The organism is Gracilibacillus sp. JCM 18860 (assembly GCF_055395245.1).
Genome location: NZ_AP043868.1, coordinates 863,703 through 886,391 on the forward strand (window position 1 = coordinate 863,703; position 22,689 = coordinate 886,391).

Annotated in this window: 32 protein-coding genes and 2 pseudogenes; 4 read left to right on the top strand and 30 right to left on the bottom strand. The window is 36.1% G+C overall.

Annotated features, from left to right (window positions below):
- Window position 1 precedes the first annotated feature (1 nt).
- The 9 genes and pseudogenes from ACZ5R4_RS04575 to ACZ5R4_RS04615 form a co-directional block, all read right to left on the bottom strand.
- On the bottom strand, window positions 2–1,195 hold the full coding sequence (locus tag ACZ5R4_RS04575; RefSeq protein WP_464368123.1) for a phage major capsid protein: 1,194 nt from the start codon (window positions 1,193–1,195) through the stop codon (window positions 2–4).
- 26 nt (window positions 1,196–1,221) lie between these two features.
- Window positions 1,222–1,974 carry a head maturation protease, ClpP-related gene (locus ACZ5R4_RS04580; RefSeq protein WP_464368124.1) on the bottom strand — a complete coding sequence of 251 codons (753 nt, stop codon included), beginning with the start codon at window positions 1,972–1,974 and terminating at the stop codon, window positions 1,222–1,224.
- Between the two features lie 5 nt (window positions 1,975–1,979).
- Entirely contained in the window at window positions 1,980–3,110 is a 1,131-nt protein-coding gene (locus ACZ5R4_RS04585) for a phage portal protein (RefSeq protein WP_464368125.1), read from the bottom strand.
- A gap of 18 nt (window positions 3,111–3,128) precedes the next feature.
- Complete coding sequence (locus ACZ5R4_RS04590; protein ID WP_464368126.1) at window positions 3,129–4,814, bottom strand: terminase large subunit domain-containing protein; 1,686 nt, start codon at window positions 4,812–4,814, stop codon at window positions 3,129–3,131.
- Between the two features lie 3 nt (window positions 4,815–4,817).
- Window positions 4,818–5,144, bottom strand: coding sequence for a hypothetical protein (locus ACZ5R4_RS04595; protein WP_054859678.1), 327 nt, complete (start codon window positions 5,142–5,144; stop codon window positions 4,818–4,820).
- A gap of 27 nt (window positions 5,145–5,171) precedes the next feature.
- A pseudogene (locus ACZ5R4_RS04600) lies at window positions 5,172–5,330 on the bottom strand (helix-turn-helix domain-containing protein); the annotation flags it as partial.
- A 161-nt stretch (window positions 5,331–5,491) separates the two neighbouring features.
- A complete protein-coding gene (locus ACZ5R4_RS04605) occupies window positions 5,492–5,674 on the bottom strand; it encodes a hypothetical protein (RefSeq protein WP_054859129.1) in 183 nt (60 codons plus the stop codon).
- 6 nt (window positions 5,675–5,680) lie between these two features.
- Window positions 5,681–6,031, bottom strand: a complete 351-nt coding sequence (locus tag ACZ5R4_RS04610) for an HNH endonuclease (protein WP_054859128.1) — start codon at window positions 6,029–6,031, stop codon at window positions 5,681–5,683.
- Window positions 6,018–6,563 carry a hypothetical protein gene (locus ACZ5R4_RS04615; protein ID WP_054859127.1) on the bottom strand — a complete coding sequence of 182 codons (546 nt, stop codon included), beginning with the start codon at window positions 6,561–6,563 and terminating at the stop codon, window positions 6,018–6,020. Before ACZ5R4_RS04615 ends, ACZ5R4_RS04610 begins: the two co-directional genes overlap by 14 nt.
- A 376-nt stretch (window positions 6,564–6,939) precedes the next feature.
- On the opposite strand from ACZ5R4_RS04615, the gene ACZ5R4_RS04620 reads away from it, so the two are divergent.
- A complete protein-coding gene (locus ACZ5R4_RS04620) occupies window positions 6,940–8,181 on the top strand; it encodes an IS110 family RNA-guided transposase (protein WP_464368469.1) in 1,242 nt (413 codons plus the stop codon).
- Between the two features lie 197 nt (window positions 8,182–8,378).
- Here ACZ5R4_RS04620 and ACZ5R4_RS04625 read toward each other — a convergent pair whose 3' ends face one another.
- Window positions 8,379–8,774 (bottom strand): hypothetical protein, encoded by a 396-nt coding sequence (locus ACZ5R4_RS04625; RefSeq protein ID WP_054859125.1) that lies wholly within the window; start codon window positions 8,772–8,774, stop codon window positions 8,379–8,381.
- Window positions 8,775–8,800: 26 nt separating this feature from the next.
- On the bottom strand, window positions 8,801–9,619 hold the full coding sequence (locus tag ACZ5R4_RS04630) for a DUF6414 family protein (protein WP_464368127.1): 819 nt from the start codon (window positions 9,617–9,619) through the stop codon (window positions 8,801–8,803).
- Window positions 9,620–10,069: 450 nt separating this feature from the next.
- On the opposite strand from ACZ5R4_RS04630, the gene ACZ5R4_RS04635 reads away from it, so the two are divergent.
- The gene (locus tag ACZ5R4_RS04635) at window positions 10,070–10,258 is read left to right on the top strand and encodes a hypothetical protein (RefSeq protein WP_054859123.1); all 189 of its coding nucleotides are present in this window, start codon (window positions 10,070–10,072) and stop codon (window positions 10,256–10,258) included.
- Window positions 10,259–10,380: 122 nt separating this feature from the next.
- Here ACZ5R4_RS04635 and ACZ5R4_RS04640 read toward each other — a convergent pair whose 3' ends face one another.
- The 18 genes from ACZ5R4_RS04640 to ACZ5R4_RS04725 all read right to left on the bottom strand — a co-directional run bounded on the left by ACZ5R4_RS04640 (window position 10,381) and on the right by ACZ5R4_RS04725 (window position 20,060).
- The gene (locus ACZ5R4_RS04640) at window positions 10,381–10,905 is read right to left on the bottom strand and encodes a hypothetical protein (RefSeq protein WP_464368128.1); all 525 of its coding nucleotides are present in this window, start codon (window positions 10,903–10,905) and stop codon (window positions 10,381–10,383) included.
- A 15-nt stretch (window positions 10,906–10,920) separates the two neighbouring features.
- Window positions 10,921–11,325: a hypothetical protein gene (locus tag ACZ5R4_RS04645; protein WP_347833972.1), complete on the bottom strand. Its 405-nt coding sequence runs from the start codon at window positions 11,323–11,325 to the stop codon at window positions 10,921–10,923.
- On the bottom strand, window positions 11,297–11,443 hold the full coding sequence (locus ACZ5R4_RS04650) for a hypothetical protein (protein WP_347833970.1): 147 nt from the start codon (window positions 11,441–11,443) through the stop codon (window positions 11,297–11,299). The genes ACZ5R4_RS04645 and ACZ5R4_RS04650 overlap by 29 nt, the downstream gene beginning before the upstream one ends.
- Window positions 11,436–12,221, bottom strand: a complete 786-nt coding sequence (locus ACZ5R4_RS04655; protein WP_464368129.1) for a DNA-methyltransferase — start codon at window positions 12,219–12,221, stop codon at window positions 11,436–11,438. The genes ACZ5R4_RS04650 and ACZ5R4_RS04655 overlap by 8 nt, the downstream gene beginning before the upstream one ends.
- 237 nt (window positions 12,222–12,458) lie before the next feature.
- Window positions 12,459–13,154, bottom strand: coding sequence for a sigma-70 family RNA polymerase sigma factor (locus ACZ5R4_RS04660; protein WP_054859120.1), 696 nt, complete (start codon window positions 13,152–13,154; stop codon window positions 12,459–12,461).
- 26 nt (window positions 13,155–13,180) lie between these two features.
- Window positions 13,181–13,654 carry a single-stranded DNA-binding protein gene (gene ssb, locus ACZ5R4_RS04665; RefSeq protein ID WP_054859119.1) on the bottom strand — a complete coding sequence of 158 codons (474 nt, stop codon included), beginning with the start codon at window positions 13,652–13,654 and terminating at the stop codon, window positions 13,181–13,183.
- Window positions 13,644–14,258, bottom strand: a complete 615-nt coding sequence (locus ACZ5R4_RS04670; protein ID WP_054859118.1) for a hypothetical protein — start codon at window positions 14,256–14,258, stop codon at window positions 13,644–13,646. Before ACZ5R4_RS04670 ends, ssb begins: the two co-directional genes overlap by 11 nt.
- A 15-nt stretch (window positions 14,259–14,273) precedes the next feature.
- Complete coding sequence (locus tag ACZ5R4_RS04675; RefSeq protein ID WP_464368130.1) at window positions 14,274–15,065, bottom strand: DNA adenine methylase; 792 nt, start codon at window positions 15,063–15,065, stop codon at window positions 14,274–14,276.
- Window positions 15,066–15,076: 11 nt separating this feature from the next.
- Window positions 15,077–15,403 (bottom strand): HNH endonuclease, encoded by a 327-nt coding sequence (locus ACZ5R4_RS04680; protein WP_054859117.1) that lies wholly within the window; start codon window positions 15,401–15,403, stop codon window positions 15,077–15,079.
- 12 nt (window positions 15,404–15,415) lie between these two features.
- Window positions 15,416–16,477: a DnaD domain protein gene (locus ACZ5R4_RS04685; protein WP_464368131.1), complete on the bottom strand. Its 1,062-nt coding sequence runs from the start codon at window positions 16,475–16,477 to the stop codon at window positions 15,416–15,418.
- Between the two features lie 78 nt (window positions 16,478–16,555).
- Window positions 16,556–17,326 carry a phage antirepressor KilAC domain-containing protein gene (locus ACZ5R4_RS04690; RefSeq protein WP_054859114.1) on the bottom strand — a complete coding sequence of 257 codons (771 nt, stop codon included), beginning with the start codon at window positions 17,324–17,326 and terminating at the stop codon, window positions 16,556–16,558.
- A gap of 46 nt (window positions 17,327–17,372) precedes the next feature.
- Complete coding sequence (locus tag ACZ5R4_RS04695) at window positions 17,373–18,089, bottom strand: hypothetical protein (RefSeq protein ID WP_054859113.1); 717 nt, start codon at window positions 18,087–18,089, stop codon at window positions 17,373–17,375.
- Entirely contained in the window at window positions 18,089–18,481 is a 393-nt protein-coding gene (locus ACZ5R4_RS04700; protein WP_464368132.1) for a replication terminator protein, read from the bottom strand. The genes ACZ5R4_RS04695 and ACZ5R4_RS04700 overlap by 1 nt, the downstream gene beginning before the upstream one ends.
- A 264-nt stretch (window positions 18,482–18,745) precedes the next feature.
- A complete protein-coding gene (locus ACZ5R4_RS04705; RefSeq protein ID WP_054859112.1) occupies window positions 18,746–19,015 on the bottom strand; it encodes a hypothetical protein in 270 nt (89 codons plus the stop codon).
- Window positions 19,015–19,269 (bottom strand): hypothetical protein, encoded by a 255-nt coding sequence (locus tag ACZ5R4_RS04710; protein ID WP_054859111.1) that lies wholly within the window; start codon window positions 19,267–19,269, stop codon window positions 19,015–19,017. The genes ACZ5R4_RS04705 and ACZ5R4_RS04710 overlap by 1 nt, the downstream gene beginning before the upstream one ends.
- A 126-nt stretch (window positions 19,270–19,395) precedes the next feature.
- On the bottom strand, window positions 19,396–19,620 hold the full coding sequence (locus tag ACZ5R4_RS04715; protein ID WP_464368133.1) for a hypothetical protein: 225 nt from the start codon (window positions 19,618–19,620) through the stop codon (window positions 19,396–19,398).
- 12 nt (window positions 19,621–19,632) lie between these two features.
- The gene (locus ACZ5R4_RS04720) at window positions 19,633–19,812 is read right to left on the bottom strand and encodes a helix-turn-helix transcriptional regulator (protein ID WP_109984007.1); all 180 of its coding nucleotides are present in this window, start codon (window positions 19,810–19,812) and stop codon (window positions 19,633–19,635) included.
- A 14-nt stretch (window positions 19,813–19,826) separates the two neighbouring features.
- The gene (locus tag ACZ5R4_RS04725) at window positions 19,827–20,060 is read right to left on the bottom strand and encodes a helix-turn-helix domain-containing protein (RefSeq protein ID WP_464368134.1); all 234 of its coding nucleotides are present in this window, start codon (window positions 20,058–20,060) and stop codon (window positions 19,827–19,829) included.
- A 158-nt stretch (window positions 20,061–20,218) separates the two neighbouring features.
- Between ACZ5R4_RS04725 and ACZ5R4_RS04730 the strand changes: the two genes are divergently transcribed.
- Entirely contained in the window at window positions 20,219–20,827 is a 609-nt protein-coding gene (locus ACZ5R4_RS04730) for a LexA family protein (RefSeq protein WP_464368135.1), read from the top strand.
- Between the two features lie 72 nt (window positions 20,828–20,899).
- Window positions 20,900–22,042 (top strand): tyrosine-type recombinase/integrase, encoded by a 1,143-nt coding sequence (locus tag ACZ5R4_RS04735; RefSeq protein ID WP_464368136.1) that lies wholly within the window; start codon window positions 20,900–20,902, stop codon window positions 22,040–22,042.
- 73 nt (window positions 22,043–22,115) lie between these two features.
- Here the strand turns inward: ACZ5R4_RS04735 and radC are convergent.
- A pseudogene (radC, locus tag ACZ5R4_RS04740) lies at window positions 22,116–22,592 on the bottom strand (RadC family protein); the annotation flags it as partial.
- Between the last annotated feature and the right edge of the window lie 97 nt (window positions 22,593–22,689).

Below are 22,689 nucleotides of genomic sequence, written 5' to 3' on the forward strand. Positions count from 1 at the left end.
ATTATGCGCTAGTGGTTGTACTTGTTGTAGAGCTAGTTGTGGTGGTGGTACCGCCACCGTTGAAAGAAATGTTTAAATCGTAAAGTAAAGCCGTTTTATTATCTTCTGGCTTCCCATTTGCAAACTGCTTGATAGTGTAAAGCATGGCATCTTCAATCGCCAATGTTTGGTCAAATTTATTTGTTTTGTAACCACCAGCTACTGCAGCAAGATATTTCCCTTGTACAAAGAAAAGTGCTTTCTTAGAAGGTATTTCTTCTGATTCAACTGTTTTAATGTTGTAAGGAAGTGATGTTACCCATTGACCATTAGCAGTTTGGATGGTATTTCTAGCTTGTACACTAATAGCATCCGTTGGATTAACAACCATCACAATTTTATTAAGCACCTTGCGTGCCTTCCCTTTTGCATCCGTAGACAAGGCTTGGATTACATCGTGCAATTCACCTGCTACAACTTCCCCTTTTTCAGAAGGAGCGAAAGTTAATGTACCAGATGAAGTTTTTGTGGTAACTGCTCCATTTTCAGAAACGTTTTTCATTAGACCAATCGGTTCGTTTTGAGATGGCCCACGACCGTTTACTAAACCATATTCTAGCCCTACGGAGTAAGACTCAACTAATAGAGTACGAACATAGCGTTCTACATACTCTGGTCCCAGCTCCAACATGTCTTTAGGAATGACCGCAAATGCTGTTAGTTTCAATTGTCCAATTTGTTCTTCTCGGAATGCTGCACCAACCTGTCCTTTAATTTCACCAAACAATGCTCCCCAAGCATATGCTTTTGTAGGATCTGATTTAATGAAGCGAGTGACTGCTCCTAAGTCTTGTAATCCAATTGCTTCCAACAATGGATGAGCTTTAAGTAAGTCCTCAAATACTCTTTCTTGTGTAGTTATTGGTAAGATAGAATCTTCATCAAACCCACCAAACTCCACAACCTCATTAAAAAATTTGCGTTCTTTTGAAGTCAGAACGTTTTGACCACGAGCAGCTAATATCTGGGCATCATGCACTTCATTTCGAGCTTCAGCAGAAATTTTCTCAGTTAAGTCATTTTGTAAAGCTGTAAACATTTCATTAAAAGCAGTCTCATGTTGCTCAGGTGTGGATTCCTCGTTTTTCACCACTTCCATATACGCTTTTTTCTTCGCTTCAAAGTTTTCCATTTTACCTTTTAATTTAATTGTCATGCTTTATTCCTCCCTAATTTTTTTCATTATAAAAAGCGCTTCGGTTTGTTATTTACCGGCGCTTTCGTTTGTTGGTTATTTAGATTTAAAATACTCTTTAGTTCAGTGATTATTTCCTGTTTTTGTTCACTGTTTAGCACGGTATTAGTTGGAGTTTCTTCTTCACTTGACTCATCATGATCATCCGCTTCATCAGCAAAACCAATTTCCACCGCTTTTTTAGCACTAAACCAAGTCTCAGCATCCACCTTTTCTCGTATTTCCTCTCGACTTTCTCTTGATTTTGTCATGTAAATATCGATGATGCCTTCTTCTAGTTCGTCTAATACTTCAGCTTCTTTTCTCATATCTGTTTTGCTTCCCCAGACAATACTACTTGCCTCATGGATCATCATCATAGAACCTAACCCCATGTACAAATCATCCGCTGCCATGGCAATAACGGATGCAGCAGAACAAGCCCATCCGTCAACATTTATAGTGACTTTTCCATTATGGCGTTTTAAACGATTATAAATGGAAATTCCATCAAATGCATCGCCACCAGGACTATTTAAATTAATGATAATATCCTTGTCCCCTGCAGCATTCAAAGCGCGATCGATATCGCTTGCTGAAAACGAATCGGAAAACCAAGAGTCACCAATGATCCCATAAATGGTGATTTCCGTAAGACTTTTTTCTTCATCATGCTTTACTTTGAAATTCTGTGGAATCTTTTTAAGCTGCTCAACATATTTCTGATTTTTAAATGATTGAAAGAACGTTTCTTTGGTCATTAAACTCACGAGTTCTCACCTTCTTCAATAGATTCATAGTTTTTAGTGATGACAAATTTATCAAGTTCTGGATCATCTGAACGTTCATCACCAAACTTCTCACGTACTTCATTACGTGTATAAGCACCACTGGCAACAAGCTTGTCTACTGCTTCTGCATTTTCAATAACACTTTTCTCGATCACTCCCCTCACCTCGATTCTGTCACCTTTTAAGTAATCCGCTTTTTCAACCAGCTTTGCATTTAATTCATCTGATATTTTTTTGATCAATGGACCGATGCAAAACTTTATATAAGCTTTTAAACTTGTTTCATATTCTGATAAATCCCCATGCACCAAGGCAGTAGGAATACCAAGTATATTCGCAACATTATCGACCAACGTCCTCTTGAGCTTCGTTATTTCCTCAATTGACTGCCCTTTGCTGTCGCCTTTAGATACTTCGTTATATCCAAAACCTTTTAGTTTGGGTACAAGCGCAACCGTGTTTTTTCTGAAAGAAGCAAATAATTTATCGATGAATTCTTGCAATTTGTTTTGACTTTCCTTATCTAACTTCTGACTAGTTTCTACATCAACTGTCCCTCGAATTTGATGATTTCTCATACTAATTTCTATCATTCGACTAAACAAGTCACCAAAATCTTGGAACATACCATTCATGAATTTAGTTAATTTTTCATTGTTATACGTGAGGTGAATAACTTCATCCATCTGAAATGTTCGTATGAAAGTATAATCTTTTACGGTAACGTTCTGAAAAACATCCGGATAAACTGCATATTCCACTCTGTCAAAGTCGTCTGCAATCAATAGATCATTGTTGTCTGTCAAAATTACCAGAACTTCATTTTCGTCAATTAGCTTATAGATAAAATCCTGCCAAAAGTCTGCAGCTGTTTGATCCGTATTCGGTCTAACGTTTAATAAGTAATGCCAGTCGTCCATTTGACGTTTCCCATCTTTCATTATTCTAAAATCAGACTGGCTTATAGTCCGACCGATAAAATTAATATTAGTTTCCAAAGCTAATTGTTTTAAGTATGCTCGGTGATTTGTTTCGTCGATTAAATCCAGATCAAACATTGATTCAAGCTCGCTATTTCGTCTCAATACTTTATCTAGCCATCCCACCTTTTCTCCTCACCTCCTTTAGAAGTTTAGCGCTTCAAGTGCATCCAAAGAATTGTTTAAATCGACTTCATCCTCTAAATCACCTGCTCTATACAATGCATGAATGAATGCCTGGAACCCATCTGTTTTACGTTTCACTTCTTCTTTCTTCAAGAATTTCTTTCCATCTGAAGTTTCCTTAACATAAACATTGTTAGTGAACCAACGCATCAATGGGTTGTCTCCGAAAATAAACTTATGGTTTGCGAACCCATCTTCTACACGTGGGGCAAGCAAAGGATGGATACTAGAAGGTCGTCGTATAGGGTCAACTTCAAAACCTTCCGCTTCTAGCAAGGGACGTAATATATCTAACTTGTAATTATCGGCAATGATCTTTTCGACACCATATTTTTCTCTCATATCAACAAACCAATTAACTATATGCATTGGATTTAAAGACGGCTCGTCGATGACTTTCATCAGACCGTCTTTTTCCCATTTTTTTATAGGCGCTTTTTTCTCTGTTCCAAAATCATTCGCTGTATTGGAATAGCCATAGTGAACATCACAAAAATGTTTAATGGCAAATGTAAAGGATTTAAAAGCATATTCGTCCCCTTTTTTAAACAGCAGTCCACAAGTCGCAAAATCTCTCACACTCCCAAAATCCAATGACCCCACAGGCTTTGTGTCCAGCTCGAAAAACGGTCGATTCGTGGCCATGATTTCTTCACGAGAAGCGACAGAGTTTTCCATGTTGTCTTCTATAAAATTCATACGTTTTGTAACAAAGGCTGCACGCCCTGAAGGATTACGAGCTAGTCTGGTATATTCTTTCATTACTGTATTGAACAGCCGTTTTCCTCGTTTATTCAAAGGCTCTTGTAATGCTGGATTTGCTTTCGCCCATTTTGAAGGGTCGTCCATTTCATCCAATTCATCTAACTCACAAATGTATGGAAAAATGCCTTTAAACTCGATTAAGCTGTTTAGAATATCTTCACATTCCCGATATTTAATATCGAAATAGCCTTCTCGGACAAAACCTTTCGTTCCAATAAAAAATTGTCTCCCACAATCTACTTTACCGAGACCTCCAGAAAACACGTCAACTATCTCTGTGTCTTCCATCTCATGGTACTCATCATAAATGACAGCACCTTCACGACCGCCGTCTTGGGAACTAGCGTTACTCGTTTTATATTCAAAAACAGACTGTGTAGTTAAGCCTGTAATGCTACTTTTATAAGCTTCGAATTCTTCTTCTAAGACTTCATTGCCTTTTTTCTTGATGGTGCGAAAACATTCCTGAAAACTTCTCTTTGCTTGTTTCTCTGAGTTTGCCACAATAGACACGTCATAATAATCGATTCCGTGAAGTTCGCTTATAAAGTAATTAGCTAATGTGGAGATGAAACCATTCTTCCCTCCACCTCGTCCCATGTTGATAACAAACTCATCAAAGACAACTTCATCATCTTCTTTTCGAAATAAAAAAATGAATGGGGCTATGAATTTTTCCCATTCATCTAACTCGAAATACCATGTTTCACTAAATTCAATATAGTTTTCAATTTGCTCTTCATCAAAATAGTAAAGATCATCCCTAGGTAAAATATGTTTTTCAATCAATCCGATTAACTGTATTCTTTTTATATTTAATAGGAGTTTGCCACACTTCCATTTTTTAATATAATTTTCAACATATTTATTGTGGAGCATAGGCTATCGTCCTAGCAACTTTGATTTCCTATCTTGCTTGGGTTGTGGCAACAGTTCTGTTAATTGTTTAATAATGGACTGATAGGTTTTATCTCGATTATCGTAATTTTCAACGATAGGACGCTTGCGATCATATGGCATTTGATTTTCACTTTGCTTGAATTTCTCATACTCTCCATTTTCTAAAATATCTTTCCAGTTGTCATCTAATAAAATTCGGAGTCGTGCAGCTTGAGTGATTAATCCTTCAACGACATTCAGCTGGTCTTTCGGGATGTTTTTAAACAGGTCTTGTAATCTGTTCACTTCCGAAGCCACTCGACTTTCCATATCATCAATTCTATCGTTTAATAGATAAAGTAAAGATACATCTAGTGCCTTAGCAATCTTTGTTAAAACTTCCAAGCTTGGTGAATTTCTACCTTGTTCCAGACTAGCATAATAATTGGTGGAAATACCCGCCAGCTTTGCTATATCCACTTGTGTTAAATTTTTTTCTTTTCGTTTTTCCCGCATTCGAGAACCAACTTTTTGTTTATCCAAATTAATCACCTTCTTTCTACACACACCTACAGGGGGGAGGGGGTACAAGAATGTGTTGCAATTGCAGAATCGAGCCCCCTTCACCGGTGCCCCCGATCGTAAAAATCGCAAAACTTTTTAGGCGGGGGGTCTATTTAATTAGGTTTTAAAGGATCAATTCCATGTGTTTCTTTTACGCCAGTTAAAACAACTTCTTGAAACTGGCAATTCCCACAAATATATTTATCTTTCACCTCATGTTCCCATAGCCAAAATTCATCTGTTTTAACTCCACAATGTTTACATTCTGTTGAGAATCTAATTCGTTGTTGAAGCAAGTATAATCACCACCATTCATCATCCCATTTAGGTTTCTTTCTCCACTTCGAGTAATCAACATACCTTCCATGCTTCTTGTTATGGCAGTTAACACACAGTGTTTCTAAGTTATCCTCGTCCAACGCAAGCTCTGGATAGTCTTCAATCTCTTTGATATGATCGACCACCAGCATAATCTTCTTACGCTTAGCGGAATCACTGTACTCATTTGTATCTATGGTTACTCGTCCTTGTCGTTTACATTCCTGGCATTCATAATTATCACGCTGTTTTATTTTCTCACGTAATATCTTCCAAGATTTACTGTCGTAGAACTTACGCTTTTGTTCTCTTGTTTTGTATTCAGTTACAGGCATGACCTTTCACCTTGCGTTCAATACGATTGGTGACTGGATAACCTTTATCTAAGTCAGCATGTTCAATGGAATAAGTTAATCCTCCCATAATCTCTGTATCTGTATTCCATTCAAGAAACACGTTTTGTTTGTGGGTAACTTCTTTCCCTTTATAAAACACCTTTGGAACAGAAGTTTCGTCCTGCAGTTCAATAGTGAGTAATGGTTTGTTCTTATGATCAGTCATGTGTTCATAAGCATAGGTTAGAGCGTCTACTGCATCGATACTCTTTTCAGGCACATAACATATTGCACTTATTGTATCTAGAAAATTAATTTCACTTGCTATACCTAACGCATTAGAAATTTGCTCTGGGATTTTAAGAAGATGTCTTGTTTCAGCAACCTGCATACAGGTAGTACTATCAGATAATTTGTTAATAGTTTCTAATCCAAACATATTTAGCAATCCATTAAACATTGATTCCGTTACTTGAGGATACTTTGATTGTAAATACTTTATAGCTTCTTTAGAGAAAAATCCGTTCTTCATTCTATCCATCTCCTCGTATATTATATTTAAGCCCATCTGTTGGACTCACTATTTTCCTCATTTGACCTGCAATAAATTTCAAAAAACACTTGGACGTCTTGTGATGTTCCTAGATAATGGTCTTAAGGATCATTTGGGACAATTCTGTCATCTCCTGTGGCTAACCACATTTAAAGACTGTTTCCCAGTGTACGTGCAGACCTTCCTACTCGCAGGCTGTGCACTCTGTCCCTCGAACTTGGATGGTAGTAGCTCCAAGGCGGCTTTCGATACAGAGATAGTACTGATACACGAGGTTGTTGATCGGCGTTCACACTAGGGATATCCCGAGGCGTCCAAGCTAAGTTCCAATGATTCTAATTTAGAAAGGAGGGGAATTCCCCATGCATTATTTGTCGGATTAGATGTTAGTTCTTTTGATATCAAGGTTTGTTTGTTAGATAGTGAAGGTGTAAAGTTATCTTCCTTCACCGTGTCGAATGATTTACCTGGTGCTACTGCTTTACGTGAAGCTATTTTTCGTACCATGGATGGACAATCTGTGGAAGTATTAAAGATTGGCTTAGAATCCACTTCCGTGTACAGTTTTCATCCAGCGATGTTTTTTCATCAGGATGAAGAGCTCCGTAAGCTTGGTGCACAAGTATTTGTGATGAATCCAAAACAGATTGCCAACTTCAAAAAGAGTTATCCAGACATGGACAAGACCGACGAGATTGATGCATTTGTGATTGCCGATTATTTACGATTTGGTCGTTTATCGATGTCGGTGGTCAAAGAGAGTCAATACGTTGCCCTACAACAGTTGACACGCTCTCGCTACCAACTCGTACATCAGATGACCAAAGAAAAGCAACATTTTCTTCAACACTTGAGTTATAAGTGTAATACGTTTCAAGAAAACGTCGAATCTTCCGTGTTTGGACAAGCTATGATGGACTTATTCTTTGAAAAATATAGCCTGGAAGAACTCGCTCAGATGTCGATCGAAGACCTAGCTGATTACCTCCAAACCAAAGGTAAAAATGGTTTTCACGACCCTGAAAAAGTGGCCAAGTCCATTCAAAAAGCAGTACGTTCTTCCTATCGTTTGGATAAGGTAGTGGAAGACTCGATTGATCTCATCTTGGGCACTATTATTGAGCTGATTCGCACCATGAAGGCACAAATCAAGCAAATCGATAAAGCGATCACTAAAATCATGGCTGGCTTACCCAATACCCTGCAATCCACACCCGGAATTGGACCTGTATTCGCTGCTGGTATCATCGCAGAAATCGGTCAGATTGAACGATTTGAAGCAGAGGCCAAAATAGCCAAATATGCAGGACTATACTGGCGAAAACACCAATCAGGCAGGTTTACGGCAGATGATACTTCCTTATCTCGTAACGGGAATCAGTATTTGCGTTATTACCTTGTTGAAGCCGCCAACTCGGTGAGAAGGCATGTACCTGAATACCAAGCTTATTACGAGAAGAAATACCGTGAAGTACCGAAACACCAACATAAAAGAGCACTCGTCTTAACCGCTAGAAAATTAGTGCGTTTGGTGGATGCGCTACTACGCAACCATCAAATCTACACGCCACAAGGGAGCGTGAAACATGAAGCTTAGAAAGTAGCTTCTACAACCCTTGTGTAATTACCATTAATTTACATTTGATTAATGGTCTAGTTTCCTATTGCCTTTTTTAACAAAATTGCACCTTGATATCTAAATCTTTTTTATTTTGTATCTTGACATATTACCGCAGGTCTTTTTTGCATAATAAAAAGACACCTCGCTATGAGATGTCTACTTGGTACTATTTATTACTGTTCAATGTCATATGAAGTAAGTTTGAAATTTCCTAATCGGTCTATCTCTCTATTATATCGATCTTTTGATCTTAAATATTTTAGGATTAAATTAAGATCGTATTGTTTTATACCATATTTATTCTCTATTGCCATTCTGAATTGCAAATAGTCTGGCATTTCATCTAACTTTTTTTTATGCTTATAATAAGGATCTAATTCATCACATACTAAGTTAATTTTTTCATTACTATAGAATTCTAGATTGTCTAATTCATTGTCAATTTCTTCTTGAAAACCATTTAACAATCCAAACACTTTTGCTTCAGAAACATTCACACCTTGTTCTCTTTGAATTTTATAAAGATTACCAATGATTCTTCCTAAAGCTAACTTCATTTCATGTTCCATACAATCATTTTCCTCCTTCTATTAAATTATCTTTGGTAAATAGCTATTGGTGCAATTTCAATACAAGGGCCATTTAATTCAAATGAATCTTCATTAATTTCACCCACGTCAAAACTAATGTCATCATTGCTATTCAATTGAGGCAAAAATGATAGAAGCTGATTTTTATTCATTTTCATTCTTCCAGGTAGTAGTTTTATAAGGTCGATCTTTTGATGCGGTTTGTAAATCTTCTTAACTTTACCGAACAAAGAGAAGTCTCCTTCTAAATCATATCGATCTTCTATAAAATGTTTCGTCTCTAATGAAGAAAAGAACTTCAACTCTTTTTCATCAATAAATGGATTAATAATTACAGTTACTTTATTTAACTTAATGAATGAAGCAACCATCTCATTTTTCTCAATTTCTTTTTCACTGCTTCCTAATTCAAAATATCCCTTATACTCTTCAAACATATCCAGAACTGAGGACAGTATTAATTCAGCTGGAGACTGAGCAAATTCACCATCAATTTCTACAAATTCACCATGTGACAATTGATTCCATATATCCTCATCGAATCCAATTAGCCTTTGAACCATGTTTCTTTCATTTAAAATTGTATATAGATCTTTAAAAAGGGCAACATTAGATCTCTTCACTTGCCCTTGAATTGTAAGATTTCCTTCTTCATTTCGTTTATATTTTGCAATCACCTTATTTGCTTCCCCACCTAATTCAACAGATTTACCTTTACCTTCTTGTTTGGTGATTTCGAATTCGGTCAAGAGATCGTCGACTATCATTTCTAAATATTGTTTAGTTTTCTCTTCATTGCACCAGTATACATTAGGTATGAACATTGTCATCCTCCTTTATTTTTTAATTAATTTCTAACTTCGACATAAAGGGTAAATATTCCTGCTTATTTTTGCAGTATTTTTACAATGTATGTCGAATGTACTATGCAAAGACGAATTTTTATGCAATAAAAAGAAGGAATTTGATTGTTTGTGTAGAATTAGTAATTATTAGATGTTTTAAGTTTAAATAATGTTGCCCCTCTATAAAGTAATTTATAGTTGTTAAACCGGATGAATTCACGGAAACCCTAAGTCTATATAGATATGGCAACCATGAGCCAAGCTGAATGAAGTCCTTAATGTAATTCAGAAGGTGCAACGCATAGATGGTGAGTAGGACAAACAATAAACCATCCAAGAGCGTCCGGCATCCCTCTCGGATGATAATATATGCTGAACTTTATGGAAACATAAAGAAGCACAGGGTAAAAAACCTGTGCGGTAACAAAATTGAACTTACAAAATATAGACATTACTAAAGAATTATCCGGACTCACATCAGTCAAGCCAATTTCAATAGAACCTTTAGACGGCTTACTTGTCAAAGATAGCCTTGCAACCGAATTTTCTAAAATTGGAGATGATGTACAAATCGGTATTGAATCAGCAAGAACAGCATTGGGTAATACAATTCACTAAAACATCTAAAACAAAAAAGGCACTCACCTTTTACAGAGATGCCTTTTTTACCTTTAGTATAGTTTTACTCAATATCATCTTAACATATAAAATGTTGCATGTGTGTGCTGTTTTTGTGCAATTTAATTTTCAAAATGCAAAGCCTCTACCCCAAAAATGATAACAAGTAAATCATTAACAGCTTTATCTAAATATCGACCCACCGTAGTTCTGTCAACATTTTCTCGATCTGCTATTTCTTGATTAGTGTATTTTTTAGGTGAAATATATTTCATTTCTAAAACACGGAAATATTTTAACTCTCCTGAACTGCATGATCTTTTATATGCTTCAATTTTGTCATTGATGAATTCTATAATGGCGATAGTCTTTTTTTGGCTTTTCATAATAGATTCAATAGATTCCAAACTGATTGTATAGACATCCAATCGATGGATAGATGTTTCCTCAAAATCATCTATTTCCTTTTTTAGCTTCTCTGCATGTAACACAAGCGCTCTGTAGTTTTTTAACAATAGCCTGATATTTCGCAATCGACGATCGTGTTTCTCTTTTTGACGCTTCGATTCATCTTCCCTAAAAGCTTTAATTGCCTCTTGAGATGCCACCTCAGTGATTAATCTCAGTTGTTTTTCTGTGATGTACATAAAACCCCTCACAATCTAATAATTAGTGTAGTTGCTACCATCCGCTAAATTGATTTTTATTTTATACTTGAGAGCATTTATCTCTTCTTTTGTTGTGATAAAGGCTGTATTCCATTTCTTTGCATTACCATATGCTTCTGTTTCTTGTTTTCTAATCTCAATAACCGCTTTTTCAGCCATAATCGATTTATGCTTTTTTGCAGCTAAATACGCTTCCGTATATACTTGTTTGCGATAGGCGTATAATTGTTTGCTATGTTCGGAGAAGATGCTTGCTAAGCGACCAATAAACACTAGTTGCTTAGCAAGTACATTTATTCTTGTGACAATGTCCTCATCCGCTATTTGTTTTAACTGCAGCTGGTACCTTTTAAATTCTTTCAGGTTTTCATCAATCTTCTCTTCCATCGTTTTTGCCATAGTACCGCTCCATTTCTTTTCTTAATTCACGGTCTGTTAAATTATGAAAATACTTTTCGCTATATCCGCTTACCAGGCTCAATTGCTGAATGATTGAATCTCGTTTGTTTTCACTCATCCTGACAACTCCTAATACCCTTTAATTTTTCGATACCCAAAACTTCTCTATTTTTATTGATTCGATCGATCCCATAAGCACAATATTCTTGTTCAAGCTCAAACCCAATCCAATTTCGTTGTGTATTATCGCATGCTAAAGCGGTTGTAAAGCTTCCCATGCAATTATCCAAAACTACATCACCTCTGTTTGTGTATGTTTTTATAAGATATTCAAATAATGTTAAAGGCTTCTGGGTTGGATGAAATGTTTTACTATCTCTTGAAAAATCTAAAATAGATTTAGGATAATTGGTATGGGTAGTTGTGTATTCTTTCATTAGGCTTTTATCACCTTCTTTGAATATACCACCTACATTTTTTCTTTTAGACTTTCTAACTTTTAGAAGCGGTACCAACCCTTGTGGATGATAGGTAGGTGATTTTTTATAAAAGACACAAATGTTTTCGTGATTTTTTAATGGCATCCGCTTTGCATTTTGAAAACCCGTTGTATGTTTACCTTTCTTCCAGATCCACTCATATCGGAACCAACTCATATTGCTGGCTATTAACTTTGTCGTAAATGGTTGACTAGCGGTTAGAACAATGGCCCCATTATCTTTAATAACTCTTTTATATTGCTCCCACAACAAATCAAAAGGAATAATCTCATCCCATTTGCACGCGGTGGTACCATAAGGCAAATCGCATAAAATCATATCCACCGTTTTATCTGGTATATGTTTCATTCCTTCCAAGCAGTCCATGTGATAAATGGTGTTTTGTTTTATTTTCATTTCCTTTTCCCCTCTCGAAGTGATATAATAAATCTTAAGGGGAACATATGTTTTCCTTAATCATGAGAGGCCTGAGCTTATCGGGCCTCTATTTTTAATGCTTGTACTATCTCATAGCCATACAATATAACTAAATATTATTGGCTTGCTTTTGTAAGTTACAATCTCCTGGAGCCATTCACCATCTAAATTTTGCACATAACGTTCAAGTACATATAGCTTCAAAATCTCCACTCCTTATAAAGCAACAGTAGGTTGAAAATAATGGTGGTATTTTTCCTTCACTACTTGCATTACAATATATCCATAGCTTCTACTTTTCCCTAACAATGGGCCAATTTTTGTTATACGGTAGCCTGATAACAGCATCATTAGTACCGTTCTTTCCCGATCATCTAATTGATTGATAAACTCTCTTATTGCTAAATCTTCTACAAAATCCTCACCAGTAGTGACAATATCTAATACAGTCATATCCTTGTTTTCGTCTTTGCTGATTTTTTTCTCTGTCGATCCGATAAAATAATTCATGTAGATTAGAGCAGTTTGGACTCTTGTAATAGTGAGATTCATTTTTTCCGCAATATATTCAGCTCGCTTCTCCTCCCAACCTTCCGCTTTAATCTTGAATATAAGGTCATATATATTTTGCGGTAAGCGGATCAGGTGATTACTTTTTGAAATCTCTCGCTTGATATAACCTGTGATGTATTGCGATGCAAAGGAGATAAATTTATTCTTTTTTGACTCTTTATATTTTTCGAATGCTTTTATCAATCCAATACAACCTGCTTGATAGAGATCATCTTTTGTCATGCCATAAAAAGATGCTTCCGTGCTATAGCGGTTTGCCTGTTTATGGACATAGCGTTGATGTTTTTGGATGATATCTTCAATGGTTACGTATTCGCCATCTATTAATTTTGTTTTCACCTCACTCGCTCCTTTCTCGTTGCTGGTCAAAAGGGTAAATCGTCATCCGAAATATCAATAGGTTCTGCTTCACCATCGAATGGGTTGCTGTTATTATTTGATGGTTTATTCGGTTGATTTTGGTTAGATTGATTTTGACTATTGTTTGGAGATGGATTGCTAGATTGGTTAGCGGTTCCGCTTTTGGATTCGAGAAATTGAACAGATTCTGCTAGTACCTCTGTTATAAAAACTCGATTACCTTCTTGGTTATCATAATTTCTTGTTTGAATCCGTCCATCTACTCCAATTAAGTTGCCTTTACTCATAAAGTTTGCTAGATTCTCAGCAGGTCTTCTCCATACCACACAATTAATAAAATCCGCTTCACGTTCATTATTTTGATTGGTGAAAGGTCTATTTACCGCTATGGTAAAATTAGCAACCGCTACTCCATTTGGTGTGTAGCGTAAATTTGGGTCTTTAGTTAATCTTCCTGCTAGTACTACTCTATTTAGCATTTGAAACCTCTTTCTGAGCATTTAATTGCTCATTTGCTAATTTAATCCCAAGAAGATACGCAACATAACACATCGGAAGTTTCTTACCGAAATCAGATATGAATGAGAAATCTTCGCTATCATAATAATAAAAAGAGTTGTCCATATAGTAATTAACTAGCTCCATTTCAAATTCTTTAGGCGTACTAACAGATTTTATTATTTTCTTAACATTGCTGTATATTTCTAATATTTCTTTGCGTGATTTTTCCCCTGCGTCAAAACTATCTTCTTCATACCATTCTTTTAAATCATCCATGGCTTTACGTTCATCAAAATACCATCGTTCTCTCGAATGACAAGATAGTTTGCTTAGGAAGTAGCTAAGTTCGATGCCTTTAAAACTTTCCGGAGTTGCTATCCAAGTTAGATTAAAAATCGCATCTCCAATATCGCCGGAAATATACAATCTTGAACCACAAAATATATAACGAACTGAATAAATAACCGTTCCTGGTTCTCTCCAATCAAGAATTGTTATATCATCACGCTTAGTGATTTCTGCTTTGTGGTTATTAAACCATTTGTCTTTTATTTCTTGCTCCATTTCTTCGATTTCTTTCATTCCTAACGCCCCTCTCTAAATTAAATCCGCATTATCAAATAAATTAAACTGACTCATTTGTTCCGCTGCTAATGGATTCATCCATAGTGTTTCTTGCTTCTTAGCTCCAGCTTCTGCTAATACCGTTCTCACTTCTAAATGCCAGCCTTTTAATAAGTTCTTGTATAAATCATTCTGATATCCCGAAAGCAAAACAGGTCCTTCGTGATCAGTTAATACCTCGAGTAAGTCTATATGGTCCTGATCATTCATTTCATGAGCATAATGTCTATTCGAACGCGTTGACAAGATATAAGGTGGATCAGCATAGATTAAAACGTTAGGTCTGTTATATCGCTGGATTAACTGGAGAGCATCTTTTAACCTTACTGCTACTTCTGAAATGATTGAAGGTACCGCATCCCACTGTTTTGTATTATTTGGACTGTTTACAGATATCGATGAACGCCAACCAGTTATGTCAGAAGTTTTCGCTCCTATTGCTTGCCAGCACCTAACTAGAAATCTTCTAGCATCTTCTAAAGGATCCGGACTAACTTCATAACTTGCTTTATATTCTTCTCTAGATAATGGGGTGAATGTTACTAATCTAGCTAATTCATCTGGATGATCTCTAATCACTTTAAATAGATTCACAATACGACTATCAATATCATTAATCGTTTCTATCTTGACTCGAGATTTATTAAAAAACACTGCCCCTGATCCAAAATAAGGTTCCAGGTATACTTCATGCTTGGGCATATGATCAATAATCCACTGTGCCATGCTCCATTTACTACCCGGATAATTTAATATTCTTTTCAATATTCCACCTCCTAGATCAAATCTCCATTCTGATCGAGATACTTATCTCGCCACTTTTCAAACCATCTTCTTACTTCATCTTGTCTATGAGCAGATCTGTGACAATCAATGCAAACTGTTGCTCCATTTCGTTTTTCACCTGTTCCGCCTTGTGACTTAAAGGTGATATGGTGAGGAACTTTTTCAAGATAATGAGACCCACACCTTACACATCTCCATTGGTCCCGCTCAAATATTTCACGCTTTACTTTCGGACTAAAATTTCTGCTTTTCTTCGTTCGCTTTTTGCCTAGCTGTTGTTCTTTGGAGTACGGTAGATACTCACCTAGTTTGGTCATGCCGTATCACCCTCATGAAGTTTGTTCTGCTAAGTATTCTTGTAGCATCTTATCCGCTTCGGCAGCTGCTTTTTCTTTTTCCGCATCAGACAACTCTTGCTTGCTTTCTTGCGTCTCTTGTTTATGCTTGTCATACCAATCTGGTTTAATATCTTGCTTTGGATTATTTGGATAATAGGGTGATTTTTTCCTTAATTGTCGTTGATAGGCTCGAGCATCCTCCACATTTTTTACACCGTATTCTTTCCAGCGTTTTAATACAGCTTCCACATAAGCGGTTCCTTTTGCTTCTTTCTGTGCTGCTAACTTCATGGCAGCTAAAAGTAATTCACTACCCCATTCATTGAAAAACTGTTGAATTAATTCCATATTGAAACTGGTTTCGGATACTCCAATTTGTAGGTTGTTTTTATAAAAATGGACCACCTCACCAAATTCTTCATCACGAAGACCACCACCATATAATTCTTTTTGTTGTTGTTCTTCTTTTTCTTCTTCTTTTTCTTCTTCTTCTTCTTTTTCTTGTCCCCTTATCGTGGACGAGTCGTCTGACGTATCGTAAGAACTATTGCTATCATGGGATTCTTGCTTTTTATTGCCTTGCGATTCGTTATCCGTATCGTTAGACGTGTCGCTTGACGTATCGTCTGACGTGTCGTTATACGAATCGTAAATGGCTCTAATTTCCTTCTTCTCGATTCGTTCTGCTACTAATTGAATGAGATTTTTGTCTTTCACTTCTTTTAATTCAGAGGTCACACAATCAAGTACCGGCTTTCCTCCTCGATTAAAGTTGTATTTGCCCCAATTTTTAATGGCTATCTCTCTTGTGTCCGGATTGTACACAATTATCTCGTGGTGTTTCTCAAATCGGTCTACTAGAGAATTAACGGTTTCTATCGAATATCCCATATCAAAAGCCATTTGTTTTTTGGTAATTTGATAGATTCCGATTTGCGTTGTCTTGGAGTTGGTTAACAAATATAAATAAAACAATTTATCCTCTGGAGTGAATTCCTCTACTACTCGTGGATCATTCCAAAATTCAGTGTGTATCATACGAAATTTAGCCATTTCTTTTCCCTCACTTGTTTATTTTCTGACATATGGTTAAAATAAGGACATAGATTAGAGTAGGGAGATGCTGCAACATCACCCTACATTATTTATTTGACTTCTTTCTAAAAGAGGATGAATACCCCTCTTTTTAAGAATCTCATGAATGAATAATCTGCCTTTTTGGGTCCACCTGGTGTGTAGCTTTGTACCAGTGGATCCGTCGTTTCTCCTATACTCTGTCGTTTTAGACTTCGTATAACCTTCCTGTTGATGCTTCCCATAAAGCAACCACTGACCATTCATTTTGTACTGTACTCTTTCTTCATGTAAGATTTGATTCAATTTTTGACCACTGATGCCATAATCCTTTGCTATTTGAGTAATATTTACTGCATCCTTGGATTCTAGTATTTTATCTACATAGTTAACTTTCGGCTCATATTCTTTCACACGTTGCTCAAGCATCAATTTTTCTTTCTGTTCCTCAATCCAACGTTCCGCTCGTTTAATTGGATCCTCGACAGTATAAGATGCATTACCCATTTCGTACGTACCTGTTTTGCGAATGGATGGCAGTACATCCTTAGTAATCCACTTGCGAAACTTTCTTGCTTCTGGCTTGCGACTATCTAAGATGACATCGTATAATCCATCTTCATTTACAAATGTGGCTTGCTGCGTTCTTCCAAGTGAATCTTGGATGGGGTAATTTGAAATGACGTCATCCTCAAGCCTTGTCTTTACTTGTCTTGGATTATGAAGTTCTAGAATTTCACACACATCTTTAAGTAAAAAGAATGGTTCTCCATTTGTTTCGACTATCGTTAATTCGTATCCGTCAAAAACCTTTGTTAGTTCATTCATTCTTGGATGCTCCTTTCAAAAGGGATAACGGAATAACCGCTATCCATTAAGATAAAATATGAATATTACCTGCTTCGATTTCTTCTGCTAGATTTTCAGATAAATAGTTTCTAATTAAAGCTATTGCATCCAGTCTCCACATTCCACCATCCACTTCGAATAATGCTCCAGCTGGTCCTGAAGGGCCTTTTCTCATTCTGAATACAAAATCAGACTCCGGTTGATCGAGATCCACAAAGGTTCTAAATGGCGCAAGTTCCACTGGATTAGGTACGACCACATCCGCTACCTGTGCAACACCAGTTTTTGCGGTAACCGTTTGAGAGACTCCGTCATCTCCATAATTTTTCACATCTTCATCTTTTACATTACCGACTACTTTCAAAAGAATTTTCCTTGTATCGTTATCTAAGAAAGCGGATTGTAATAGGATATTGAATTCTTCCATATCTAGATACCTTCCATATGGAATATCTGGTAATAATGCATTTGATTCCACCCATGTAGATCTTTCAGCATCTAAATTTAACGAAGACAATAAGCGAACTTTTGTAGGACTAACAATGTGAATGAGAAATTTTTCTTCTCCATCAAATACAGATTTTGCGTACTTTACAAGTGCTGAAAGGGTGCTTACTTTAATTTCTGCAGGTAGCGGTTCTTTTAACAGGCGAACATCTCCAGTAACATACGTTTGGCCATTCTCCGTAAATGTTTCTCTATTTCCAAGACGGACAATGTATTCAATTGCTTCTCTAATCATTATTTAGTTCCTCCCTCTTTTTGTTTGCGGAAATCAATTACTCCGCCTTTATCGTCTTTCACTTGGTTATCCTCTGTATCAAAGAATGTTTGTCCTTTAATACCTGATTTCAATTCAGCTCCTACAATTTTTCCGCTTTCGTCACGATCGATGATAATGGCGGATCCGATATTTTTACGTGGAGCTGGTGTAGATTTAACCTGAATGCTTACATTTGACAACTCTCTATCTTCATTGGTTTCTAAAGTAAGATTAATGTTCATCTTTCTTTTTACTTTGTGGTCTGTATTTGGGTCAGCTATGTTTTCTAAAATCTTTTGCAGCTCATAATTAAACCGCTCCGCTAATGCACCATTCGCAAAGTCATTTAAATCAACCATAGATTGAGACATGTTTTCACCTCGATTCAATATGTAATGGATGCTAGTCGCATCTTAGTGGCCACAAGCGGAACGATAGATAGAAAAGGGGGAATGCTATTACTTGCGACCACTAAGACAGGACTACCATTCAGAGCCTGTCCATGTTATAATTTTTGTGGGATACGACTCGCGTTATGTTGCGCGGGTCTTTTTTAAAGTGCATAAACGATGCAAAAGTATAAGAATAATACTGCTACTATAAACCATCCTCCATACCACAATTTGAGCCACATGCTATACCTCTGCTCCACATTCATGGCAAATGGTAATCACTTCATCTGTTGCACCAACTTCAACCGCTTCGTTTTCACTTACTGGATGAAAACATTTATACAAACCTCGTTTCTTAAGTTCGTTTTCCAAATCAAACACTGCATCCTTCACAAATGCTATACGCTGATTCAAACTGTCTACATATTCATCCTCGAATACTTCAACATCTGATTGCGTTGCATTTTGCAATTTTTGCATTAAGTTACTAAGGTGGAGTACCTCTTTAGTCATTAATACCAATCCTTTCTCATTTGTAATGCATGATCAGTTAATTCTTGATTAGCCCTATCAATGGTTACTTTCTGGAGAGACATCCATCTAAGTTCGCCTAATAAATTCATAGCATGATTAAAATAATTTTCTGATTTCTCCAACTCACCCTTATCTAGGCACTCCATTGACAAATAAAAATATTTACGAATTTCAGCTCGAAATGTTAAGGCTGTAGACTTGTCCTCTTTTTTAAAATGATCGGTGAAAGGCAACTTAAGCACCCCAATCCTGTTTATGCATTTCTGCAATTTGTGAAGCCTTCATTCCACACCAAACGCTAAAAATAATGGTTGCTATTGCTACAGTTACAAAACTAACTATAATCCACATCATGCTTGTCACCCCCAAGTCCCATTAGCAAAGTATTTAAACCATTCACCGTTTTTAAAATAGACTTCCAAACATTGCTCCTGGACATTTCCCTTTACTTTCTTGATATTGCCTAAAGCATATTGTTTTCTTTCTTCCTCCCCCATTGCTTTCATGTGCTTGTGATATACATTCAATAAAATGCTGTGTTCATCATCAGTTAGATGAGATGCTACTTCTAATTTGTTTGCCATTTTTCCACTCCTTTATTTAATGCCTAACCATTCATCTATCGCATCTAAATTAAAAATCAATATCCTTGGAGATGGTCTTAGGTGAGGAATTTTACCTTGTCTAAGTAAAGAAAAAATCGTTGATTCGCTTATAGGTGTTCCAATAGATTCAAGATATTCAGACAGGGCTTTTGCCCCTCTTACGTTTCTCATCCCATTCCCGCCTTTTAAATAATAGTCTTATCGCCAGTGTCCCCAAAGGACACTTTTTCAGTAAAAAAAATATTCACAGGGACATCATACAACTGTGATAACTTATAGATTTCATCAGCATAAAAACGAACCTTTCCATTTTCTTTTCTTCTGTATTGAGTTATTGAAATTCCTAAGTGTTCGGCTACTTCTTCTTGATTTAAACAGTTTGATACTCTTAGCCCTTTTGGAGTTATTTTAATGTCCATGTCGTTTCACCTCACTTCGTGTCTTTATAGGACACTTATAATATACACCCCTTATTGGGATAAGTCAATACTATAAAGATACTTTTATTATTAATACTGTTGAAAAAGTGTCTTAAAAGATATATAATGAATTAGCAGTCAGGAGGTGAATGCTTAATATGGATAATTTTTATAAGGAACTAGGTAAGAGAATTAATTATTATAGAAAGGCTTCTGGTGAAACATTAGAGCAACTTGGCAAAAAAATTGGCGTTGGCAAATCCACAATTAGAAAGTATGAAAAGGGAATGATAAAAGTTTCCCATGATAGATTAGAACAAATAGCAAAAGCGTTGGACGTAGATGTTTCATTATTATATGGAGAAGAAATTTCAAATGATGTTGTGGATGTTCCACTATACGGTAGTATTTCTTGCGGTGATGGGGCTGTAATTTTTGAAGAAAAGGAGGGGTATGTTACTTCTCCTAAAGATTGGGTAGATAAAGGATTGTATTTTTATCTAACTGCACAAGGAGATAGTATGATTGGAGCAAAAATACATGAAGGTGACCTTTTGCTTATTCAAAGAACAGAAGAAGTTGAAAACGGTGAAATCGCTGCAGTAGTTGTGGAAAATGAATGTGTATTAAAAAGAGTATATAGAGAAAATGGGTCCTTCACTTTAGTAAGTGAGAACCCTAATTATAAACCAATTCATTTTAATCCTAGCACGGATAAGAACATTCGTATCATAGGAAAACTTAAAAAAGCTATTACACAATTTTAAATTACTTAGCGCTAACTAATTTAATAGGCAGGCTGATCCCCTGCCTCTTTTTTTAAATTGAGAGGTGATAAGATGGCAAGTTATGAAGATTTAGGTTTTGGAAAGTTTAAAATCTATGTTGAACTTGGCTATGATGAACGTGGTAAACGGAAAAGAAGAACAAAAACGATAACCGCAACTAGTGAACGGGATCTTAATAAGAAGATTCGTGACTTTGAAATCAAATGTTTTAACGAAAAGGACGAACCTATCGATAAGATCAAGTTTTCTAGTTTTGTTGATAGATGGATGAAAAATCATGTAGAGCCAAATTTGACATTGACCAGTAAAGAAGCATATGAGTATTTATTAAATCATTGTGGCGTATTAGAATACTTTGGAGAGATGAAATTGAAAGATATCAAGAAATATCATATTGTAGAATATTTAGCAGAAGAACAAGCTGAAAACAAGCCACTTATTCCTAATAAGTATCTCTTAATTAAGAGTATTTTCGCTAGAGCTTTTGAATGGGATGTTATCAATATAAATCCCACATCCGGAATAAAAGAACCGAAACGAGAAAAAAGGAAAGTAGATTATTACAATGAAGATGAATTAAATAATTTATTTAAAGTACTTGAGGATTGTTATCCAAAACATCGTATCATGATAAAGTTAGCTGCTATTGGTGGATTGAGAAGAGGAGAAATATTAGGTATAAGAGAAGAATCGATCGATTACGAAAACAATTCGATCTATATTGATAAACAGTTAAGATATGATAAAAACAAAAAACAATTTTACCTTGCACCGGTTAAAAATAAAAAACCCCGTACAGTTTATTTCCCAAAAGACTTTATGGATGAATTGGACAAATACCATCTTCAATTTAAAGCAAGACGGATGCAAATGGGTAATCTATGGAAAGGAATATATGATGAGAAAGGCGATATGATTAACTTATTACTTGTTAGAGAAGACGGGTATCCAACACACTTAAACACAATGAGGAATGAGTGGGATAAAATAAAAAAACGATATGACTTGAAACATATCTCATTTCATCAATTAAGGCATTCCTGTGCGTCTTTGATGGTTAAGAAGGGTATTAACTTTAAAGTCATTCAAGAACGCTTAGGACATGCGAATATAGGAATTACGCTTGATCTCTATTCCCATCTAGAAGAAGATCAGCATAAAGAAAGTGCTAATGTGTTCGAACAATTATTTTAGACGTTGGTCACTTTTTCGTCACTTTCACTCTTTAACCCCTCAAAAACATTGATCTGTCAATACGCATGAAGTAAGGGTGAACAATCGAGGCATTGAGGCTTCCAATGAAGATAGTTTGTCGGTGGATGACTTGGTTTTTTGTGTTAAGGAAAATGGCGACAAAATGCTCTTGTTTAAGTGCACACATTTCCTCCATCAGAAAATTCGCCCCATCCTCGGGGCTTCTGATAACATAACGATCTTTTTCTTGAAAATGTTGGATTCGTTTTCCTAACTCCACTGCAGCTAGTAAAACAACCCCCTTTGCTTGACCAATACCTTTTACCTTTATTAATTCCTCTATGGTGACTTCTCTTAGCATTCCAATCCCCTCAAAATGTTTAAGTACTCGTTCTGCTAACTGATAGACATTCTCCTTTCTAGTGCCAGTACCAAATAAGATCGCCATTAGTTCTTGATTAGACAAGTTTCCTGGGCCATATTCGATTAACCGTTCTCTTGGACGATCTTGCTTTGGCACTTCTTTCATTTTAACAATTCCACTTTCCATCATAGCCCCCCTCTCAAACAGCCAATAATTGCTGTTTGTCTTTGTATTTTACCGATCTATGGAGGCTAATACAAACTGCTCAAATCTACTTTTCTAA

What these genes read in the sequence shown, in the direction of transcription:
- ACZ5R4_RS04575 (WP_464368123.1), bottom strand. Translation starts at nt 1,195, where the DNA reads ATGACAATTAAATTAAAAGGTAAAATGGAAAACTTTGAAGCGAAGAAA.
- ACZ5R4_RS04580 (WP_464368124.1), bottom strand. Translation starts at nt 1,974, where the DNA reads ATGACCAAAGAAACGTTCTTTCAATCATTTAAAAATCAGAAATATGTT.
- ACZ5R4_RS04590 (WP_464368126.1), bottom strand. Translation starts at nt 4,814, where the DNA reads ATGCTCCACAATAAATATGTTGAAAATTATATTAAAAAATGGAAGTGT.
- ACZ5R4_RS04595 (WP_054859678.1), bottom strand. Translation starts at nt 5,144, where the DNA reads ATGGAAAGTCGAGTGGCTTCGGAAGTGAACAGATTACAAGACCTGTTT.
- ACZ5R4_RS04610 (WP_054859128.1), bottom strand. Translation starts at nt 6,031, where the DNA reads ATGCCTGTAACTGAATACAAAACAAGAGAACAAAAGCGTAAGTTCTAC.
- ACZ5R4_RS04615 (WP_054859127.1), bottom strand. Translation starts at nt 6,563, where the DNA reads ATGAAGAACGGATTTTTCTCTAAAGAAGCTATAAAGTATTTACAATCA.
- ACZ5R4_RS04625 (WP_054859125.1), bottom strand. Translation starts at nt 8,774, where the DNA reads ATGGAACATGAAATGAAGTTAGCTTTAGGAAGAATCATTGGTAATCTT.
- ACZ5R4_RS04630 (WP_464368127.1), bottom strand. Translation starts at nt 9,619, where the DNA reads ATGTTCATACCTAATGTATACTGGTGCAATGAAGAGAAAACTAAACAA.
- ACZ5R4_RS04640 (WP_464368128.1), bottom strand. Translation starts at nt 10,905, where the DNA reads ATGTACATCACAGAAAAACAACTGAGATTAATCACTGAGGTGGCATCT.
- ACZ5R4_RS04645 (WP_347833972.1), bottom strand. Translation starts at nt 11,325, where the DNA reads ATGGCAAAAACGATGGAAGAGAAGATTGATGAAAACCTGAAAGAATTT.
- ACZ5R4_RS04650 (WP_347833970.1), bottom strand. Translation starts at nt 11,443, where the DNA reads ATGAGTGAAAACAAACGAGATTCAATCATTCAGCAATTGAGCCTGGTA.
- ACZ5R4_RS04655 (WP_464368129.1), bottom strand. Translation starts at nt 12,221, where the DNA reads ATGAAAATAAAACAAAACACCATTTATCACATGGACTGCTTGGAAGGA.
- ssb (WP_054859119.1), bottom strand. Translation starts at nt 13,654, where the DNA reads ATGCTAAATAGAGTAGTACTAGCAGGAAGATTAACTAAAGACCCAAAT.
- ACZ5R4_RS04670 (WP_054859118.1), bottom strand. Translation starts at nt 14,258, where the DNA reads ATGAAAGAAATCGAAGAAATGGAGCAAGAAATAAAAGACAAATGGTTT.
- ACZ5R4_RS04680 (WP_054859117.1), bottom strand. Translation starts at nt 15,403, where the DNA reads ATGACCAAACTAGGTGAGTATCTACCGTACTCCAAAGAACAACAGCTA.
- ACZ5R4_RS04685 (WP_464368131.1), bottom strand. Translation starts at nt 16,477, where the DNA reads ATGGCTAAATTTCGTATGATACACACTGAATTTTGGAATGATCCACGA.
- ACZ5R4_RS04690 (WP_054859114.1), bottom strand. Translation starts at nt 17,326, where the DNA reads ATGAATGAACTAACAAAGGTTTTTGACGGATACGAATTAACGATAGTC.
- ACZ5R4_RS04695 (WP_054859113.1), bottom strand. Translation starts at nt 18,089, where the DNA reads ATGATTAGAGAAGCAATTGAATACATTGTCCGTCTTGGAAATAGAGAA.
- ACZ5R4_RS04700 (WP_464368132.1), bottom strand. Translation starts at nt 18,481, where the DNA reads ATGTCTCAATCTATGGTTGATTTAAATGACTTTGCGAATGGTGCATTA.
- ACZ5R4_RS04705 (WP_054859112.1), bottom strand. Translation starts at nt 19,015, where the DNA reads ATGACTAAAGAGGTACTCCACCTTAGTAACTTAATGCAAAAATTGCAA.
- ACZ5R4_RS04715 (WP_464368133.1), bottom strand. Translation starts at nt 19,620, where the DNA reads ATGGCAAACAAATTAGAAGTAGCATCTCATCTAACTGATGATGAACAC.
- ACZ5R4_RS04720 (WP_109984007.1), bottom strand. Translation starts at nt 19,812, where the DNA reads ATGAGAAACGTAAGAGGGGCAAAAGCCCTGTCTGAATATCTTGAATCT.
- ACZ5R4_RS04725 (WP_464368134.1), bottom strand. Translation starts at nt 20,060, where the DNA reads ATGGACATTAAAATAACTCCAAAAGGGCTAAGAGTATCAAACTGTTTA.
- ACZ5R4_RS04730 (WP_464368135.1), top strand. Translation starts at nt 20,219, where the DNA reads ATGGATAATTTTTATAAGGAACTAGGTAAGAGAATTAATTATTATAGA.
- ACZ5R4_RS04735 (WP_464368136.1), top strand. Translation starts at nt 20,900, where the DNA reads ATGGCAAGTTATGAAGATTTAGGTTTTGGAAAGTTTAAAATCTATGTT.